13 protein-coding genes are annotated in these 16,203 nt (G+C 67.0%); 7 read left to right on the top strand and 6 right to left on the bottom strand.

The window, feature by feature from the left end; genetic code table 11:
* Nucleotides 1–27: 27 nt before the first annotated feature.
* The 3 genes from ACFTSA_RS11725 to ACFTSA_RS11735 all read right to left on the bottom strand — a co-directional run bounded on the left by ACFTSA_RS11725 (nucleotide 28) and on the right by ACFTSA_RS11735 (nucleotide 2,703).
* A complete protein-coding gene (locus tag ACFTSA_RS11725; protein WP_377951432.1) occupies nucleotides 28–1,323 on the bottom strand; it encodes an ATP-binding protein in 1,296 nt (431 codons plus the stop codon).
* 329 nt (nucleotides 1,324–1,652) lie between these two features.
* On the bottom strand, nucleotides 1,653–1,877 hold the full coding sequence (locus ACFTSA_RS11730) for a sigma factor-like helix-turn-helix DNA-binding protein (protein ID WP_377951433.1): 225 nt from the start codon (nucleotides 1,875–1,877) through the stop codon (nucleotides 1,653–1,655).
* A gap of 82 nt (nucleotides 1,878–1,959) precedes the next feature.
* Nucleotides 1,960–2,703, bottom strand: coding sequence for a FadR/GntR family transcriptional regulator (locus ACFTSA_RS11735; protein WP_377951434.1), 744 nt, complete (start codon nucleotides 2,701–2,703; stop codon nucleotides 1,960–1,962).
* Between the two features lie 215 nt (nucleotides 2,704–2,918).
* Between ACFTSA_RS11735 and ACFTSA_RS11740 the strand changes: the two genes are divergently transcribed.
* The 7 genes from ACFTSA_RS11740 to ACFTSA_RS11770 all read left to right on the top strand — a co-directional run bounded on the left by ACFTSA_RS11740 (nucleotide 2,919) and on the right by ACFTSA_RS11770 (nucleotide 11,842).
* On the top strand, nucleotides 2,919–4,283 hold the full coding sequence (locus tag ACFTSA_RS11740) for an MFS transporter (protein ID WP_377951435.1): 1,365 nt from the start codon (nucleotides 2,919–2,921) through the stop codon (nucleotides 4,281–4,283).
* 57 nt (nucleotides 4,284–4,340) lie between these two features.
* Complete coding sequence (locus tag ACFTSA_RS11745) at nucleotides 4,341–6,113, top strand: dihydroxyacetone kinase family protein (protein ID WP_377951436.1); 1,773 nt, start codon at nucleotides 4,341–4,343, stop codon at nucleotides 6,111–6,113.
* Complete coding sequence (locus tag ACFTSA_RS11750; protein ID WP_377951437.1) at nucleotides 6,110–6,580, top strand: ribose-5-phosphate isomerase; 471 nt, start codon at nucleotides 6,110–6,112, stop codon at nucleotides 6,578–6,580. Before ACFTSA_RS11745 ends, ACFTSA_RS11750 begins: the two co-directional genes overlap by 4 nt.
* Entirely contained in the window at nucleotides 6,564–7,421 is an 858-nt protein-coding gene (locus ACFTSA_RS11755) for a triose-phosphate isomerase family protein (RefSeq protein ID WP_377951438.1), read from the top strand. The genes ACFTSA_RS11750 and ACFTSA_RS11755 overlap by 17 nt, the downstream gene beginning before the upstream one ends.
* The gene (locus tag ACFTSA_RS11760) at nucleotides 7,418–8,233 is read left to right on the top strand and encodes a sugar phosphate isomerase/epimerase family protein (protein ID WP_377951439.1); all 816 of its coding nucleotides are present in this window, start codon (nucleotides 7,418–7,420) and stop codon (nucleotides 8,231–8,233) included. The genes ACFTSA_RS11755 and ACFTSA_RS11760 overlap by 4 nt, the downstream gene beginning before the upstream one ends.
* Nucleotide 8,234: 1 nt before the next feature.
* Nucleotides 8,235–9,095, top strand: coding sequence for a phosphogluconate dehydrogenase C-terminal domain-containing protein (locus tag ACFTSA_RS11765; protein WP_377951440.1), 861 nt, complete (start codon nucleotides 8,235–8,237; stop codon nucleotides 9,093–9,095).
* Between the two features lie 413 nt (nucleotides 9,096–9,508).
* Complete coding sequence (locus ACFTSA_RS11770) at nucleotides 9,509–11,842, top strand: SulP family inorganic anion transporter (protein WP_377951441.1); 2,334 nt, start codon at nucleotides 9,509–9,511, stop codon at nucleotides 11,840–11,842.
* Between the two features lie 87 nt (nucleotides 11,843–11,929).
* Here ACFTSA_RS11770 and ACFTSA_RS11775 read toward each other — a convergent pair whose 3' ends face one another.
* The 3 genes from ACFTSA_RS11775 to ACFTSA_RS11785 all read right to left on the bottom strand — a co-directional run bounded on the left by ACFTSA_RS11775 (nucleotide 11,930) and on the right by ACFTSA_RS11785 (nucleotide 16,143).
* Complete coding sequence (locus ACFTSA_RS11775; protein WP_377951442.1) at nucleotides 11,930–13,306, bottom strand: MFS transporter; 1,377 nt, start codon at nucleotides 13,304–13,306, stop codon at nucleotides 11,930–11,932.
* Between the two features lie 63 nt (nucleotides 13,307–13,369).
* Complete coding sequence (locus tag ACFTSA_RS11780; protein WP_377951443.1) at nucleotides 13,370–14,845, bottom strand: NAD-dependent succinate-semialdehyde dehydrogenase; 1,476 nt, start codon at nucleotides 14,843–14,845, stop codon at nucleotides 13,370–13,372.
* 47 nt (nucleotides 14,846–14,892) lie between these two features.
* On the bottom strand, nucleotides 14,893–16,143 hold the full coding sequence (locus ACFTSA_RS11785) for an iron-containing alcohol dehydrogenase (RefSeq protein WP_377951444.1): 1,251 nt from the start codon (nucleotides 16,141–16,143) through the stop codon (nucleotides 14,893–14,895).
* Nucleotides 16,144–16,203: the final 60 nt, after the last annotated feature.

Below are 16,203 nucleotides of genomic sequence, written 5' to 3' on the forward strand. Positions count from 1 at the left end.
ATCGGCCTGGCTGCGGGGCAAGCCGGTCTAGGTGCGGGCGAGCCGTGCGATGTCCTCCCGGAATTCATTGACCATGGCTTCGGTGACCGTGGCCTTTGTCTGGCTGACGGCCTGCAGGTAGCTGTCCGTCGTCAGCGAGCCCTCGACAGGATCGTTGGCGCCGTTCGCTGCATCGCTTACTGCGCACTCCAGCGCGCGCTGCGACGCCTTCCGCGCGGCGAATTCGATGTCTGCGGGGGAGAACCGTTCCGTCTGCCGGGCCAGCGAAGGGGCATCCACGTGCCGGGCGGCAGCCTCCGGGATGTACTTCGTCCAGATGGCTTCCCGGGCGGCGGGATCGGGCAGCCCGATGGGGATCACGTAGTCGAACCGTCCGTGCCGCAGGAACGCCGTGTCCAGGGCCCGGATGAAGTTGGTGGCACAGATGAGGATGCGGCCTTCCTGCTCCCGGAAAGCGGGAATGATCTTCAGCAGTTCATTTGTCACCCCCTGAAGAGGCGACGGCGGTTTCCCGCCGCGCTGTGCCGCAATCTCCTCCACCTCATCGATGAAGACCACCGCGTGGTCGAGGTGCGAGATGTCCTGGAAGGTCTGCCGCAGCGCCGCGGCCAGGCCTCTCGGGTCCGAGGCGAGGCGGGACGGCGAGACCTCGACGAACGGCCATTCAAGCCGGGACGCCACTGCCTTCGCGAAGGTGGTCTTGCCGGTCCCCGGCGGGCCGAACAGCATGACCGCCCGCGGCGGCACGACGCCGAGGGAGGCGGCCAGATCGGTCCGCGCCAGAGGCAGGATTAGCCGCTGTTCAATGAGTTCCTTCTCCTTGTGCATGCCCGCCATCAGCTCCCACAGGCCGCGGGGCAGCACGCGCCCGCCGAGCTGGCTCAGCGGCCCTATCTCCTGGCGCTGGACCGGGACCACACGCTCAAAGTAGAGAAGGCCGTCCTCCACGCCGTACTTGCTGTTGGAGAAAGCCCTGACGGGTGACTCGCTGGAGCGCACCAGCGCCGATATCCGAAGCACTCCGCGGGCCATGAGCCGCGACTCCAGCCCGGCAAGGAGGGCGCTGCCGAGTCCCTGGTCGCGCCAGTCCGCTGCCTGGGCGAGCATGATCACCCAGGCACGGTCCTCTTCAATGGTGGCAGCGGCTGCTCCAATGAGGCGGTCGCCGGCAATGGCGACGACGGCCTGCTGGTCCGTGCAGGCTGAAAGGACCTCGGACAGGCTGTAGACGGCAGGCTTGCCCGGCTTCCGGGACTCCCGCCAGACCTCCACCAGCTGGTCAAGGTCCTCGGGATGGAACTCGCGGAGGCGCCAGGGCTTCATGCGTCCTGCCCTGCGTCCGGGTGCGACAGGTGCTGGGGCCGTAAAGGCAGCGCCATCAGTCGGTCTCCGGGCCGTTGCAGTAAAAGCAGTAGGCGGCGTCGTCACAGATGTCATTCACTCCGGCGTCGTTGCCCGGGTTCGTGCGGTGGTCAGTAGCGGTGCTGGTCATGGCAGTCTCGTTCCTTCTGGTGGCCGTCTCCAAGAAATTATGAGCCGGAAATCACATAAGATAAAGCGATCTTTTCCATGCAATACAGGTTAGAAAAACCGTTGCTTCTCGAGCCGTTCGAGTTGCTTCCCACTCGCGGTTCGCAGGCAGCGTGAAGGCGCTACGGGGCTTGGGAGCCTTGGTCCAGCAACCAGCGCAGGCTCCGCAGGGCGGCCAGTGCCCGGTGGCTGACCAGGGCGGGGGAAATGTCGAACTGCGCGGCCACCTCGGTGACTGTGAGCCGGCCGTAATGCATGGCCAGCAGGACATCGCGCTGCTCCATGTCGAGCATCATGAGGGCCTCGCTGACGCGGGAGCCCGCCGGCTCGCTCCGGGCATTGACCATGGACACAGGCTGACGCGGCGTCCTTCGAGATTCCTGACGGCGGGCACCCCCAAACGGGGCGGCCCCCACCGCCGCGCGCGACCTACTGGGCGGCGTCGAACCCTGCGAGCAGGCGGCGCGTGGCAGTCTGCATGTGGGAATGCATGGTCGCGGTGACCGCCGCGGGATTGCGGGCCTCCAGTGCGGTGAAAATTTCGCGGTGCTCCTTCAGCGCGGCAGCGGCATGGCCTTCGTCGGTCAGGGCCCGGTCCACCCAGATGCGAAGCAGCGAGCGGATGCTTTGCAGCAGCTCGCGGAGTACCTGGTTGCCCGAGCTGACGGCAATCTCGCGGTGGAACGCGGCGTCCGCCTCAACGAACGCGGCCAGGTCCTCGAGGCTGTCCTCCATGGCCTGCAGGTTGTCGCGCATGCGGCCCAGCGCAGCATCGTCGATGCGTTCAGCAGCCAGCTGCGCGGCCTGCACCTCGAGCCCGCTTCTGAGCTCCACCAGTTCGCGGGTGCGGGGGGCGCCGAGCATCAGGCCCCAGCTCAGGGTCCGCGGCAGCAGCTCCGAGACGCCGTCCCGCAGATAGGTGCCGGAGCCCGGGCGCACGATCACGATGCCCAGGATCTCCAGGGCCGCCAGCGCTTCGCGGACTGCCGACCGGCCCACTCCGAGGGATGCCGCAAGGGTGCGTTCGGCAGGAAGCCGGGTGCCGGCTGCGATGTCTCCGCTGGTGAAGTAGGCCAGCAGGCGCTCCGCAACCTCTGACACCACGGATCCCTGTTCCATAGGGCCAAGGGCGGCGCTGATCCGGGCAGTAGCGGCTGCGGAGTTTTCGGACATCTTCAAAGGGTAGCAACCGGCTGACCAATTTCTGCCCGCGATGGCGCACAGAAAGGAAATCCGTCAACCGGTTGACCAATTTGCTTGTTTCGCCGTATGGTTGATCTCACAGCGCGTAGCCACTGCCGGTCTCCTTCCGGCGGACGGCATTGAGAGAAACCCCCAAAGCATCCAGAGCAGGACGCGGCCGGGGCTACCAACATCTAGGAGTCAATGTGGACACCACACAATCGGTGGTCGAAAGATCTGCAATCAGGAAAGTGGCGGTCCGGCTGGTGCCGTTCGTCGCCTTGATGTTCTTCATCAACTACCTGGACCGCACGGCCATCTCCTTCGCCGGCCCCAATGGCATGAACACGGACCTGGCCCTCGGCGCGGCGCAGTTCGGCTTCGCTTCCGGCGTCTTCTTCATCGGCTACATCCTGCTCGAAGTCCCCAGCAACCTGGCCCTGCACAAGTTCGGCGCCCGGCGGTGGCTGGCCCGCATCATGGTCAGCTGGGGCATCGTCTCCCTGCTGTTCACCTGGGTGGGCAACGTCGAGCAGCTCTACATCCTGCGCTTCATCCTCGGCGTGGCCGAGGCCGGCTTCTTCCCCGGCGCCATCCTGTTCCTAAGCCTGTGGGTCCCGGCCCGGCACCGCAGCAAGATCCTGGCCCTGTTCTACCTGGCTCAGCCGCTGACCACAGTGATCGGCGCCCCGCTCGCCGGCCTGCTCATCCAGCAGCACGGTCTCTTCGGGCTCGCCGGCTGGCGCGTCATGTTCTTCGGCGTCGCGGTTCCCGCGATCATCATCGGCATCATCGCCTGGTTCTACCTTGCCGACTCGCCCGCCAAGGCCAAGTGGCTCACCGCCGAGGAAAAGACCTGGCTGACCGGCGCCCTGGAGAAGGAAAAGAAGGACACCACCGCCAGCAACAAGCACGTCAGCGTCCGCACCGTCTTCGGCAACGGCCGCGTCTGGATGCTGTCCGCCATCTACTTCGGCTTCATTTACGGCCTCTACGCCCTCGGGTTCTTCCTGCCCACCATCATCTCCGGCTTCGAAGGCCTTTATGGCACCAAGTTCGATGTCCTGCAAAAGGGCCTCATCACCGCGATCCCGTACCTGCCCGCGGCCGCTGCCCTTTACTTCTGGTCGAAGGATGCCACCAAACGCGGCGTGAAGACCTGGCACATCGCGGTTCCTGCCCTCGTCGGCGGCCTCAGCATCCCGCTGGCCCTGTTCGCCGGTTCCCCGGCAGCCACCATCGCCGTTATCACCATCACTGCGATGTCCATCTTCGCGGCACTGCCCAACTTCTGGACCGTTCCTACTCAGTTCCTCACCGGCGCGGCCGCCGCTGCCGGCATCGCACTGATCAACACCGTGGGCAACCTGGCAGGCTTCAGCGCCGGCTACATCACCGGATGGCTGAAGGACTGGACCGGCAACTACACGGTTCCGATGTTCGTCGTCGGCGGCTTCATGCTCCTGTCCTCCGTCCTCATGGTGGTGCTGAGCCGCTCCGGCAAGGTCAGCGAAGGCATCCCCGCAGAGGCCCTGGACCCCGCGGGCGCCGGACACCACTCCGAGCCCTGAGTGCCGGCTCAGCACCCCGACCGCAGCGATTTCCACTGATAGTCCCAGGAGTTCCGAATGACCCGCCTGTTCAATGAACCCGCAGCGTTTGCTGATGAGATGATCGAGGGCTTTGTTGCCTCGCACGGCCGGTGGGTGCGGCGTGTCCCGGGTGGCGTGGCCCGCAGCACGAAGAGCGCCGCGGATACCGTGGCCCTGGTGATCGGCGGCGGCTCCGGCCACTATCCGGCGTTCGCTGGCCTGGTGGGCCAGGGCCTGGCCCACGGCGCTGCGATGGGCAACCTCTTCGCGTCGCCCTCCGCGCAGCAGGTCTACAGCGTGGCCAAGGCCGCCAACAACGGCGCCGGGGTGCTGCTGGGCTACGGCAACTACGCCGGCGACGTCCTGCACTTCACCCAGGCCCAGGAGAAGCTCCGGGCCGAGGGCATCGACTGCCGCAGCATCGCCGTGACCGACGACGTCTCCTCCGCACCGCTGGCCGAACGGCAGAAGCGGCGCGGCATCGCCGGTGATCTGACGGTCTTCAAGGTCGCAGCCGCCGCGGCCGAGGCCGGCTACGGCATGGACGCCACCCTTGAAATTGCCGAGCGCGCCAATGACCGGACCCGGTCCTTCGGCGTCGCGTTCACCGGCTGCACCCTCCCGGGCGCCGAGAACCCGCTGTTCACCGTCCCGGAGGGACGGATGGCGGTGGGCATGGGCATCCATGGCGAGCCCGGCATCGATGAAACGGACATTCCGACGGCGGATGAGCTCGCCGAACTGCTCGTGGGCAAGCTCCTCACCGAGGTTCCCGAAGGCCTCGAAGCCAAGGGATCACGCGTGGTTCCGGTCCTCAACGGCCTCGGCTCGGTGAAGTACGAGGAACTGTTCGTGGTCTACCGCCGCGTCGCCCAGCTCCTGGCCGAGGCCGGCCTGGAAGCCGTTGACCCGCAGGTCGGCGAACTGGTCACCAGCTTCGACATGGCCGGCACCTCCCTCACCCTGTTCTGGCTGGACGATGAGCTCGAAACCCTCTGGAACGCCCCCGCGGACGCCCCGGCCTTCCGCCGCGGCGCCGTCACCACGCAGGCCCTGGACGCCGACGACCTGAGCGCCGGCGAACTGTCCGCCGAAGCGGCTGAGATCGTGGCGATTCCGGAAGCCACGGACGAGTCGCGTGCCGCCGCAGTCCGGGTCCTGGCCGCCCTCGGCGCCGCCAAGAACGTCGTTGATGCCAACGTCGAGGAACTGGGCCGCATCGATGCGATCGCCGGCGACGGTGACCACGGCATCGGCATGGAGCGCGGTGTCCGGGCAGCGGTCGATGCCGCAACTGACGCCGTGGTACGCGGTGCCGGCGCAGCGACCACCCTGCACCTGGCCGCCGACGCCTGGGCCGACCGTGCCGGCGGAACCTCCGGCGCTCTCTGGGGCATGGCCCTGCGGGCCGTCGGGGACGCGGTCGGGGACAGCGCCACGCCCGACGCTGGTGCTGTCGCCGCCGGAGTGGCGGAGGCCGCCGCCGCGATCATGGGCTTTGGCAAGGCCAAGGTGGGCGACAAGACCCTCGTGGACGTCCTCGTTCCGTTCCGCGACGCCCTTTCCGCCGCCGTCGGCTCCGGGCAGTCCCTCACCGACGCGTGGGGCGCGGCAGCCACCGTGGCCCAGCAGGCCGCCGAGGAAACCGCCAACCTGCTGCCCCTCATGGGCAGGGCACGCCCGCACGCCGAAAAGAGCCTGGGCACCCCGGATGCCGGCGCCGTTTCCATGGCACTGATCGTCCGGGCCATCCACAACACCTTCGCCGAGGCGAAAGCTGCAGCAATCACCATTAAGGAGAACGCATGAGCGCCAAACTGCGTCTGGTCGTCGGTTCCGACGACGCCGGATTCGAGTACAAGGAAGCCCTGAAGGCGGACCTGGAGGCCAGCGAACTGGTTGAGTCCGTGACCGACGTCGGGGTGGACGCCACAAGCCACACCCCGTACCCGTCCGTAGCCATCGCCGCCGCCGAGCTCATCGCCGCCGACAAGGCCGACCGCGCCCTGCTGGTCTGCGGCACGGGCCTGGGCGTGGCCATCGCCGCGAACAAGGTCCCAGGCGTCCGGGCGGTCACCGCGCACGACAGCTTCTCCGTTGAACGCTCCATCCTGTCGAACAACGCCCAGGTCCTCACCTTCGGCCAGCGCGTCGTGGGCCTGGAGCTCGCCCGCCGCCTCGCCAGGGAATGGCTGACGTACACCTTTGACGAGTCCTCGGCCTCCGCCGACAAGGTCACCCTGATTAAGGACTACGAGGGTGTCACTTCCTGCTAACCCCCCATCCCGGGCCGGTGCCAGCAAGCCCGGTGCCAACAAGCCCGGTGCCAACAAGCCCAGAGCGATCATCGGCGTCAGCCTGAAGATGTACTTCGGCTACGAGCGGACCCTGGACTGGTGCCGGGACGTGGCGCGGATCGCCTCGGACCACCCGGCTGTCCGCAGCGGCGACATTGAACTGTTCGCCCTGCCGGCCCACCCGGTGCTGCCCGAGTGCGCGCGGATCCTGTCCGCCGCCGGGGCCGCCGCCGGTGCCCAGGATATCTTCTGGGAGGACGAAGGCGCCTTCACCGGCGAGGTCAGCGGCAAGATGGTGGCCGAAACCGGCGGCCGGTACGCCGAGGTGGGCCACGCCGAACGCCGCCGCATATTCGGTGAGGATGACGACGTGATCGGGCTGAAGACCGCTGCGGCGTACCGCAACGGCCTCACCCCGGTGCTGTGCGTGGGCGAACCCGGCCGCGGCACCGCGGCTGACGCCATCAAGCACTGCATCCGCGAAATCGACGGCGTCCTGAACCGTGCCGGAAGCCTCGTTAGCGCTGGGCGCACCATCGTGGCCTATGAGCCGCAGTGGGCCATCGGCGCAGCCGAACCGGCCTCGCCCGGGTTCATCAGCGAAGTCATCACCGGCCTGGACACGCACCTGCGCAGCCGCGAAGGCCAGGAAGACAGCCGGGTCATCTACGGCGGCAGCGCCGGCCCCGGCCTCATCAGCCAGCTCGGCCCCGCCGCCACCGGGCTGTTCCTGGGCCGCTTCGCCCACAACCCCTCCGCGGTGCGGGACATCCTGGACGAGGCCGCACAGCGGCTTGCCGCGAAGGAACTGGCAGCATGAGCCGGATCGGACAGGGCAGCCGGATCGGCCTGAGCAGCTACGCGTTCTTCTGGCAGCTCTCCGACAAGGTGAGCAAGCCGCTGAGCATCCACGAGGCGCTGGAGCGGACCGCCGCGCTGGGCGTGGACCTGTTCCAGATCTGCGACTACGCACCGCTGGAAACCATGAGCGACGACGAGTTGCAGGCCGTGCGGGCCACGGCCGACTCGCTCGGGATCAGCCTGGAGCTGGGCACCAAAGGCATCCGGCCGGAGCACCTGCGGAATTTCCTGCACATCGCCAAAATCCTGGGCGCACCTTTGCTGCGGACCATGTTCAACACCCCGGGCCACACCCCGACGGCGGATGAGGCGGTGGAGATTTTCACGGAGGTCCTGCCCGAGTTCAAGGCGGCCGGGGTGCGGATCGCGGTGGAGACCTACGAACAGGTCCCCACTGCCCGGATCCTGGAGGTCATCGAGCGCGTCGGAAGCCTGTACCTGGGCGTGTGCAGCGATCCGGCCAACACCGTGGCGGCCCTGGAATCGCCGCGTGAGGTGATTGACGCCGTCGCCCCCCATGTTCTCAACATGCACATCAAAGATTTTGCGTTCAGCCGCAAGGAGGGGTGGGTCGGGTTCACGTACTCCGGCGCGCCGCTCGGCGAAGGCCTCCTGGACTACGACTACATGGCCCGGAAGCTTCAGCCCAAAGAAAGAAACATCAACCAGATCGTCGAACACTGGCTGCCGTGGCAGGACACCGAGGACGAAACCATCCGCCTCGAAAACCAGTGGACCCAGCAAAGCATCGATTTCCTAAGGAGCAAATGAAATGTCTGCAGAACAGTTGACCGTCGCCGTTATCGGAGCCGGAGGCAAGATGGGGATGCGCGTTTCGCGTAACCTCCAGAAGTCGAACCACACCGTGTTCTACTCCGAGAACTCGCCCGCCGGCCAGGACCGCGTCCGCGGAGAAGGCCGTGAAATCACCGCCACCGACGACGCTGTCAAGGGCGCCGACGTCGTGATCCTCGCCGTTCCGGACACCGTCCTGGGCGGCGTGTCCGAGGCCGTCGTCCCGCAGATGAAAGCCGGCGCCATCCTGCTCACCCTGGATCCGGCCGCCGCCTACGCCGGCCTGCTCGCCCAGCGCGAGGACGTCGTCCAGGCCGTGGCCCACCCCTGCCACCCGTCCGTCTTCCTGGAACGCACCACCAAGGAAGAATGGGCCGACACCTTCGGCGGCCAGGGCGCCCCTCAGAACGTGGTTGCCGCGATCGACGAGGACGCTTCCGAGGCCACCAAGGCTGCCGCCGAGGCCACCATCCGCGTCATCTACGCCCCCGTGATCGACGTCCACTGGGTCACCGTGAAGCAGCTTGCCATCCTCGAACCCACCCTCGTGGAGACCGTGGCCTGCATGATCGGCACCCTGCTCAATGAGGCGCTGCACGAGACCGTCCACACCGCCGGCGTGCCTGAGGAAGCTGCCAAGGCCATGCTGTTCGGCCACGTGCAGATCGCTCTCACCAACGCCCTGCGCGGCTCCAACCCGTTCTCCGAGGCCTGTGAAATCGCCATCCAGTACGGCAAGGACACCATCATCAAGGACGACTGGAAGAAGATCTTCGACGACTCCGAGCTCGACGGCGTCATCGCCAAGATGCTGAAGCTGGACGCCGTCAAGCGCTAGGCGCCGCCTGCCGGCACGGTCAGCCGGCACCGGTTCCGACGCAGAGGATCCATCCCCCAGGGATGGATCCTCTGCCGTTTAACCGACCTTTACCAGCCGAAGCGGACGCCGTCCGGACGGCCGGGGAACCGGCGTCGGAAATTTATTTCCCGGTGAACGCGCAGTCACCCGTGTAACGGGCCGTGTGACTTGAACAGCGGCCGGTTTTACTGGCCGGCGGGGAGCCCTTGCGGTGTGGGGAACACGGCATCCCGGGGGCGCGGAGACTTTATGCAAACGAATGGATTAGTGCACTAGTTTTCGCTTTATGTCCGCTCTGACCTCGTGTTTCTTCTCACGGGCGGTACCCTTGCGGCCCCCGTCGGGGCGTCAATAGCGTGGATAAGGACCCTTCGAACGAGCTAAGGACTTATATGCCCTCGCCAGCCGCCACGGATCCAACCCCCATCGATTCCGGCAGGAGCCGGATACCAGTCCTGGCCCGCCTGACCTCGGGCCTCCGCTGGGACCTGCCCGCCTCCCTCGTGGTGTTCCTCGTCGCCGTTCCCCTGTCGCTCGGCATCGCCGCGGCGTCGGGCGCGCCGGTCATGGCCGGACTGATCGCGGCTGCAGTCGGCGGCATCGTGGCCGGCAGCCTCGGCGGAGCACCGCTGCAGGTCAGCGGCCCCGCTGCGGGCCTGACGGTCATCGTGGCCGGCCTCATCGAGCAGTTCGGCTGGCCGGTCACCTGCGCCATCACCGTGGCCGCCGGTGTCATGCAGGTGCTGCTGGGCATGGCCAGGGTGGGCCGCGTTGCCCTCGCCATCGCCCCGGTGGTGGTGCATGCGATGCTTGCCGGGATCGGCATCATCATCGTCCTGCAGCAGCTGCATGTGATGCTCGGCAGCGAAGCCGGGGAGGCCGCACTGCACAACATCCTGGCTCTGCCGGACAGCCTGGCCGCCGTCGATCCGCAGGCCGCCTTCCTCGGGGCTGTGGTGATCGCACTCCTCGTCGCATGGAAGCACATGCCGGCCGCCGTCCGCCGGGTGCCCGGCCCGCTCGTCGCCGTCGTGGCCGCCACGCTGCTGTCGCTGCCGTTCAATTCCGACGTCGACCGGATCACCTTTGACGGTTCGCTGCTGGATGCCCTGTCCCTTCCGCACTTGCCGCAGGGGGAGTGGACCGCCATCGCTGTCGGCGTGGTCACCATCGCCCTGGTGGCCAGCGTGGAATCGCTGCTGTCTGCCGTCGCCGTCGACAAGATGCACCACGGCGAGCGTACGGACTTCAACCGCGAGCTCCTCGGCCAGGGGGCCGCCAACGTGACGTCGGGCATGCTGGGCGGGCTTCCCGTTACCGGCGTGATCGTCCGCAGTGCCACCAACGTGGAGGCCGGGGGACGGACCCGCAAGTCCGCCATCCTCCACGGCATCTGGGTGCTCGTCTTTTCCCTGCTGCTGGCGGGAGTCATCCAGCTGGTGCCCGAGTCCGTGCTTGCCGGGCTGCTCATCATGATCGGCATCCGCCTGGTGAAGGTGGCCGATTTCCAGACGGCACGCGTCACCGGTGACCTGGCCGTCTACGCCGCCACGCTGCTCACCGTGGTGTTCGTCAACCTTCTTGCCGGCGTGCTGATCGGGCTCGCCCTGGCGGTGCTGTTGGTCGTCTGGCGCGTGGTCCGTGCCAGCATCCATGCGGAGCCGCTCGGCGCCGCAGCCGAAAACCGGTGGCGTGTGGTCATCGACGGCTCGTGCACCTTCCTGTCGCTTCCCCGCCTGAGCAAGGTGCTGGCAGCGGTGCCGCCGGCGTCCCACGTCACGGTGGAGCTCGACGTCGACTACCTGGACCACCCGGTGCACGACACCCTGGAGGCCTGGCGGGTCCGGCACATCAACAACGGCGGCAGCGTCGAGATCGAGGAAACCGGAACCGCCACCCTGCACGCCGCCGTGGCTGGAACTCCCGCCCGCGGGTCATCGCGATCCGCGCTGCGCGGCGGCTTCGCGCCGTGGCGGAGCTGGCAGCGGGACAGTGCCACGCTTGCGGCCGACGGTTCCGGACATGTGCCTGCCCCGGTGCGCTCGGTGCTCAACGGCGTGGACAGCTACCACCGCCGGCACGCCCACCTGCTGCGTCCGCACGTCGAGGAACTGTCCACCTTCCAGGACCCCGACACGCTGTTCATCACCTGCGCCGACTCCCGGCTGGTGCCCAACCTGATCACCAGCAGCGGCCCGGGGGACCTGTTCACGGTCCGCAACGTGGGCAACGTGGTGGGAAGCGACCGGCTCGAACCGTCGGTTGAGGCATCGCTGAAGTTTGCCCTTGACCAGCTGTCAGTCACGTCCGTCGTGGTCTGCGGCCACTCCGGCTGCGGTGCCATGACGGCGCTGCTCGCCGGCCCTGACCCACAGCAGAAGGCCGCAGACCAGAGCCAGGAGGGCGAGGACGGGCGCTGCCCCGTCGAGTCCTGGCTCGACCACGGCCGGCCGAGCCTCGAGTCATTCCAGGCCGGACATCCCGTCCAGGTTGCCGCCGAACAGGCCGGGTACGGCGCGGTGGACCAGCTGGCCATGGTCAACGTTGCCGTCCAGCTCGAGCGGCTGCAACGGCACGCCAGCCTGCAGGACGCCATCCGGAGCGGGAACGTCCATGTGACGGGCCTGTTCTACGACATCGCCACGGCCCGGGTCCTGCAGATCACGCCCACCGGCATCAGCCACTTGGATCCGCTGCCGCGGGCCCATGAGCTGTCCCCGGCCTGACCGGAGAAAGTCCGCCGGCGGCATCAGCAGTGCACACACTGCCGATGCCGCCGGTTTTTCTAACTCTGGCGTGCTAAATAAAAACCCCTAGCGGACGCCGGCCTTGCCAGTTGTGTCCTGGGAGGCAGCCGAATCGTGTTGTGCCGGCTCAAGGCTTCCACGCAGGCGCTTTACAGTTTCCGGAGCCATGATGGCCGAGGCCACGGTGATGACGCCGATGACGCTGAAGTACAGGATGACCCAGCCGGGTTCGCCGTTGCCTGCATTGAGCAGGGCCACGGCGACCAGCGGCGCGATTCCTCCGGCCAGGACCGAGCCGAACTGGTAGCCCATGGAGGCGCCGCTGTAGCGGAGCTTGGTGGAGAAGAGCTCGGCGAAGAAGGCAGCCTGGGGGCCATACATGGAGTTGTGGAAGACCGCGAGGCCGATGATGATGGCCAGGGTTGCCAGCAGGGCGCTGCCGGTGTCCGTCATGACGAAGTAGAGCGGGAAGAACAGCAGCCCGCCGATGGATCCGAACAGGTAAAGCGGCTTCCGGCCGATCCGGTCGGACAGCGCTGCCCAGAGCGGCACCGCGATGACGCCGATGGCGGAGGCGATGAGAACTGACATGGAGCCCTGGTTCGCGCGTTCGGGCCCGAACGTCCGCATGATGTAGACAACCGAGAAGGTGGTGTACAGGTAGAAGGCCGAGTTTTCGGCGAGGCGCATGCCGACGACCAGCCAGACGCCCTTGGTCTCCTTCTTCAGTGCTTCCCCGAGCGGGTTGTGAGCAGTCTGCTTCTTGGCCACGAGCTCCTTGAAGTCATCGGAGTCCTCAAGCTTTGCGCGGACCACCAGGCCCACGACGATCAGCAGCACGCTGAGGAGAAACGGAACGCGCCAGGCCCAGGCGTCAAAGGCGTCGGCCGGGACCATGGCCTTCACGGCCAGGACCGAGGAGTTGGCCAGCAGCATTCCTGCCGGTACACCCATTTGGGTGAAGCTGCCGAAGAATCCGCGGCGGCCTTCCGGGGCGTGTTCTGTGGAGATGATGGCGGCACCGGCCCATTCAGCCCCTGCACCGAACCCCTGCATGAGCCGCAGAACCGTCAACAGGATCGGAGCCCAGACGCCGATCTGCGCGTAGGTGGGCAACAGGCCCATCGCCAAGGTGGCGAATCCCATCAGCAGCAGTGAGAGCACCAGCATTGGCTTGCGGCCGATCTTGTCCCCGTAGTGGCCAGCGAACATGCCGCCGAAGGGCCGGGCAACGAAACCAACCGCGTAGGTGAGGAAAGCCAACAGGAGACCCGTGGCGGGGTCCTGCTCGGGGAAGTAGAGCCGGCTGAAAACGCCGGTGGCCGCAAGGAGGCCGAAGATGTAGTAGTCGTACCACTCGATGGTGGTTCCGGCGAAGCTGGCGACGGATACCCGCCAGGGCACTCGGCGTGCGTTGCCGGTCGTTGCTGCGGAGAGCGTCATTGGTCTTTTCTTTCGAAGGTCAAATAAGGATGTGGGGGATGATCAGGTGGGAGTGAACCGGATTCACCAGTCAAGGGCGATGTACTTGGTTTCCGTGAAGTCCAGCAGGCCCTGGTGGGCGCCTTCCCGTCCCAGGCCGCTTTGCTTCATGCCGCCGAATGGCGCTGCCGGGTCTGAGACGAGCCCGCGATTGAGGGCCACCATGCCGCTTTCTATGCGTTCGGATACCCGCAGCCCCCGGCGCAGGTCCTCGGTGAACACATACGCCGCGAGGCCGTACTCGGAGTCGTTGGCGGCCGCGACGACTTCGTCCTCGGTATCAAAGCCGATGACCGATGCCACGGGCCCGAAGATTTCCTCGCTCACCATGCGCGCATGGAGTGGCACGTTGGTCACCACGGTGGGCGGGTAGTAGTAACCCTCCCCTTCCGGCAGCTGCCCGCCGGTGAGCAGGCGCGCACCTTGGTCGAGGGCATCGCGCACCAGGGCGTCGACCTTCAGGACACTTGCCTCATCAACCAGCGGGCCCACTTCGGTGGTTGGATCTGTACCGGGCCCGACCGTCAGGGCGGCCATGCGGGCCGCCAGGCGGCTGGCGAACTCCGCCTGGATCCCGCGCTGGACGTAGATCCTGTTGGCTGCGGTGCAGGCCTGGCCGCCGTTGCGCATCTTGGCGATCATGACGCCGTCGATTGCCTTGTCCAGGTCCGCGTCATCGAAAACCACGAACGGCGCGTTGCCGCCCAGCTCCATGGAGCACTTGAGGACGTTGTCCGCTGCCTGCCGCAACAGATGGCGTCCGACGCCGGTGGAACCGGTGAACGACAGCTTCCGGACGCGGGGGTCGGCCAGGATCGGGGTCATGACATCGCTCGTCTTGCTCGTGGTGATCACGTTGACGGCGCCGGCCGGGACGCCCGCGTCGACCATCAGCTGGGCGATGGCCAGCGACGTCAGGGGCGTCAGCGTGGCCGGCTTGAGCACGGCGGTGCAGCCGGCGGCAAGCGCCGGCGCCAGCTTGCGTGTGGCCATCGCGGCCGGGAAGTTCCACGGGGTGATCAGGACGCAGACGCCGATCGGCTGGTGCTGGACCAGGATGCGGTTCGCGCCCGACGGCGAGGTGGAAACGTCACCGATGATCCGGACTGCCTCCTCGGCGTACCAGCGGAAGAATTCTGCGGCGTATGCCACCTCTCCCCGGGCGTCTGGAAGCGCTTTGCCGTTCTCGAGCGAGATGAGGCGGGCCAGCTGTTCGCCCCGCTCGGTCATCAGCTCGAAGCAGCGGCTGAGGATCTCGGCGCGGCGCCGGGGCGGTGTGGCGGCCCACTCCGGGAATGCCGCGGCGGCGGCATCGACGGCGGCCAGGCCGTCCTCGACGTCGGCGTCTGCGATGGCGGTGATCGCCGTCCCGTCGGAGGGATTGATGACGGCGACGGTGCCGCCGCCAGCGGCGTCCTGCCAGTTTCCGGCGATGAGCAGCTGGCGGGGGACGGCCAGCTCATCGACGTCGAGGGGTTCTTGGGCGGAGAGAAGTGTCATGGGTGATCCTTAGGCTTGATCAGATGATGATGCGTCGGGGACTTTTGTCAGCGAATGGTGCGGTCGCCGGTGTAAGCGGCCTGCACGATGGACGTGACGGACTCAATGTCGAGCGGCACCGGGTTGTTGTCGATGAGGCGCTTGGAGTTCAGGGACAGCCTGGCAATCTGGCCGAGGTCGCCCTCCTGCACTCCGAGGTCCCGGAGGGTCGCGGGCAGTTCGATGGTGGCGATGACTTCGTCGATGGCCTCGACGCCGGCGACCGCCGCGCTGCGCGTGTCCAGACCCCTGATGTCGCGTCCCAGCGCGTCGGCAACCTGTGCCAGCTGCGGTTCAATGGCGCTGAAGTTGTGGCGGACGACGTAGGGGAGCAGCAGGCCGACGCCCACGCCGTGCGGTGTGTGAGTCAGTGCGCCGACGGGGTACTGGATGGCATGTGCCGCCGCCGTTCCGGCGTTGCTGAGCACAATGCCGCCGTAGAGCGCCGCCAGCATCATGTCGGCGCGGGCCTCGGTGTTGCCCGGATCCTTGTAGGCCGTGGCCAGGCTCCGGCCCAGGAGTCGGATCCCGTCCAGTGCCAGGGAGTCCGTAAGGACATTCTTGCCCACGAACACGCGCTCGTTGGCGAGAGTGCGGGTTGGTTCCCGGGTGATGGCGGTGAACGACTCGACCAGGTGGACGAAGGTGTCCGCGCCGGTGGCTGCCGTCAGCGCCGGCGGGCAGGTGTAGGTCAGTTCGGGGTCGCACACCGAGGCGAAGGGGATGATGTGGGGGCTTGAGATGCCCATCTTCATGCCGAGTCCGGGGTCCGAAACCACGGCTATGGCTGTCGCTTCGGACCCCGTGCCCGCCGTGGTGGGCAGCGCGATGACGGGTTTGACGGGACCGGGAACAGCGAATTCGCCGTAATAGTCGCTAGGCTGACCGCCGTGGGTCAGAAGCACCGAGACCACTTTGGCCATGTCCATGCAGCTGCCGCCGCCGAAGCCGATGACGACGTCGATGTCCTGTCCCTTGAGCTCTTCGACACAGGCAATGATGCCCGGGGTGGGCAGCTCCGCCTGGGTTTCTCCGTAGACCCGGACGGACAACTTCCGGTTTTCAAGGCTCGTGACCAGGGCCTGCAGTTCGTCCGAGGCTGCAAGCCGGGGGTCCGTGCAGATGAGGACGCTGTCACCGAGCTCTGCTGCGATATCGGCGATGGCAAAACGCTGCTGGGCCCCGACGACGATGTTCCGCGGCAAGCGCAGGACGCCGAAGGTTGCGGGACGGATGCCCGCTGCATGCGCACACGACATTGTGACTGACTCCTAAGGATGGGGATCTCGGGCTACCGGAAAGGTGCCGTGGATCTCATC

The organism is Arthrobacter sp. NPDC057013 (genome assembly GCF_042674585.1).
Classification (GTDB): Bacteria; Actinomycetota; Actinomycetes; order Actinomycetales; family Micrococcaceae; genus Arthrobacter.

Coding starts and splice junctions, on each gene's coding strand:
- ACFTSA_RS11750 (WP_377951437.1), top strand. CDS start 6,110: ATGAGCGCCAAACTGCGTCTGGTCGTCGGTTCCGACGACGCCGGATTC.
- ACFTSA_RS11760 (WP_377951439.1), top strand. CDS start 7,418: ATGAGCCGGATCGGACAGGGCAGCCGGATCGGCCTGAGCAGCTACGCG.
- ACFTSA_RS11775 (WP_377951442.1), bottom strand. CDS start 13,306: ATGACGCTCTCCGCAGCAACGACCGGCAACGCACGCCGAGTGCCCTGG.
- ACFTSA_RS11730 (WP_377951433.1), bottom strand. CDS start 1,877: ATGGTCAATGCCCGGAGCGAGCCGGCGGGCTCCCGCGTCAGCGAGGCC.
- ACFTSA_RS11770 (WP_377951441.1), top strand. CDS start 9,509: ATGCCCTCGCCAGCCGCCACGGATCCAACCCCCATCGATTCCGGCAGG.
- ACFTSA_RS11765 (WP_377951440.1), top strand. CDS start 8,235: ATGTCTGCAGAACAGTTGACCGTCGCCGTTATCGGAGCCGGAGGCAAG.
- ACFTSA_RS11745 (WP_377951436.1), top strand. CDS start 4,341: ATGACCCGCCTGTTCAATGAACCCGCAGCGTTTGCTGATGAGATGATC.
- ACFTSA_RS11780 (WP_377951443.1), bottom strand. CDS start 14,845: ATGACACTTCTCTCCGCCCAAGAACCCCTCGACGTCGATGAGCTGGCC.
- ACFTSA_RS11785 (WP_377951444.1), bottom strand. CDS start 16,143: ATGTCGTGTGCGCATGCAGCGGGCATCCGTCCCGCAACCTTCGGCGTC.
- ACFTSA_RS11725 (WP_377951432.1), bottom strand. CDS start 1,323: ATGAAGCCCTGGCGCCTCCGCGAGTTCCATCCCGAGGACCTTGACCAG.
- ACFTSA_RS11735 (WP_377951434.1), bottom strand. CDS start 2,703: ATGTCCGAAAACTCCGCAGCCGCTACTGCCCGGATCAGCGCCGCCCTT.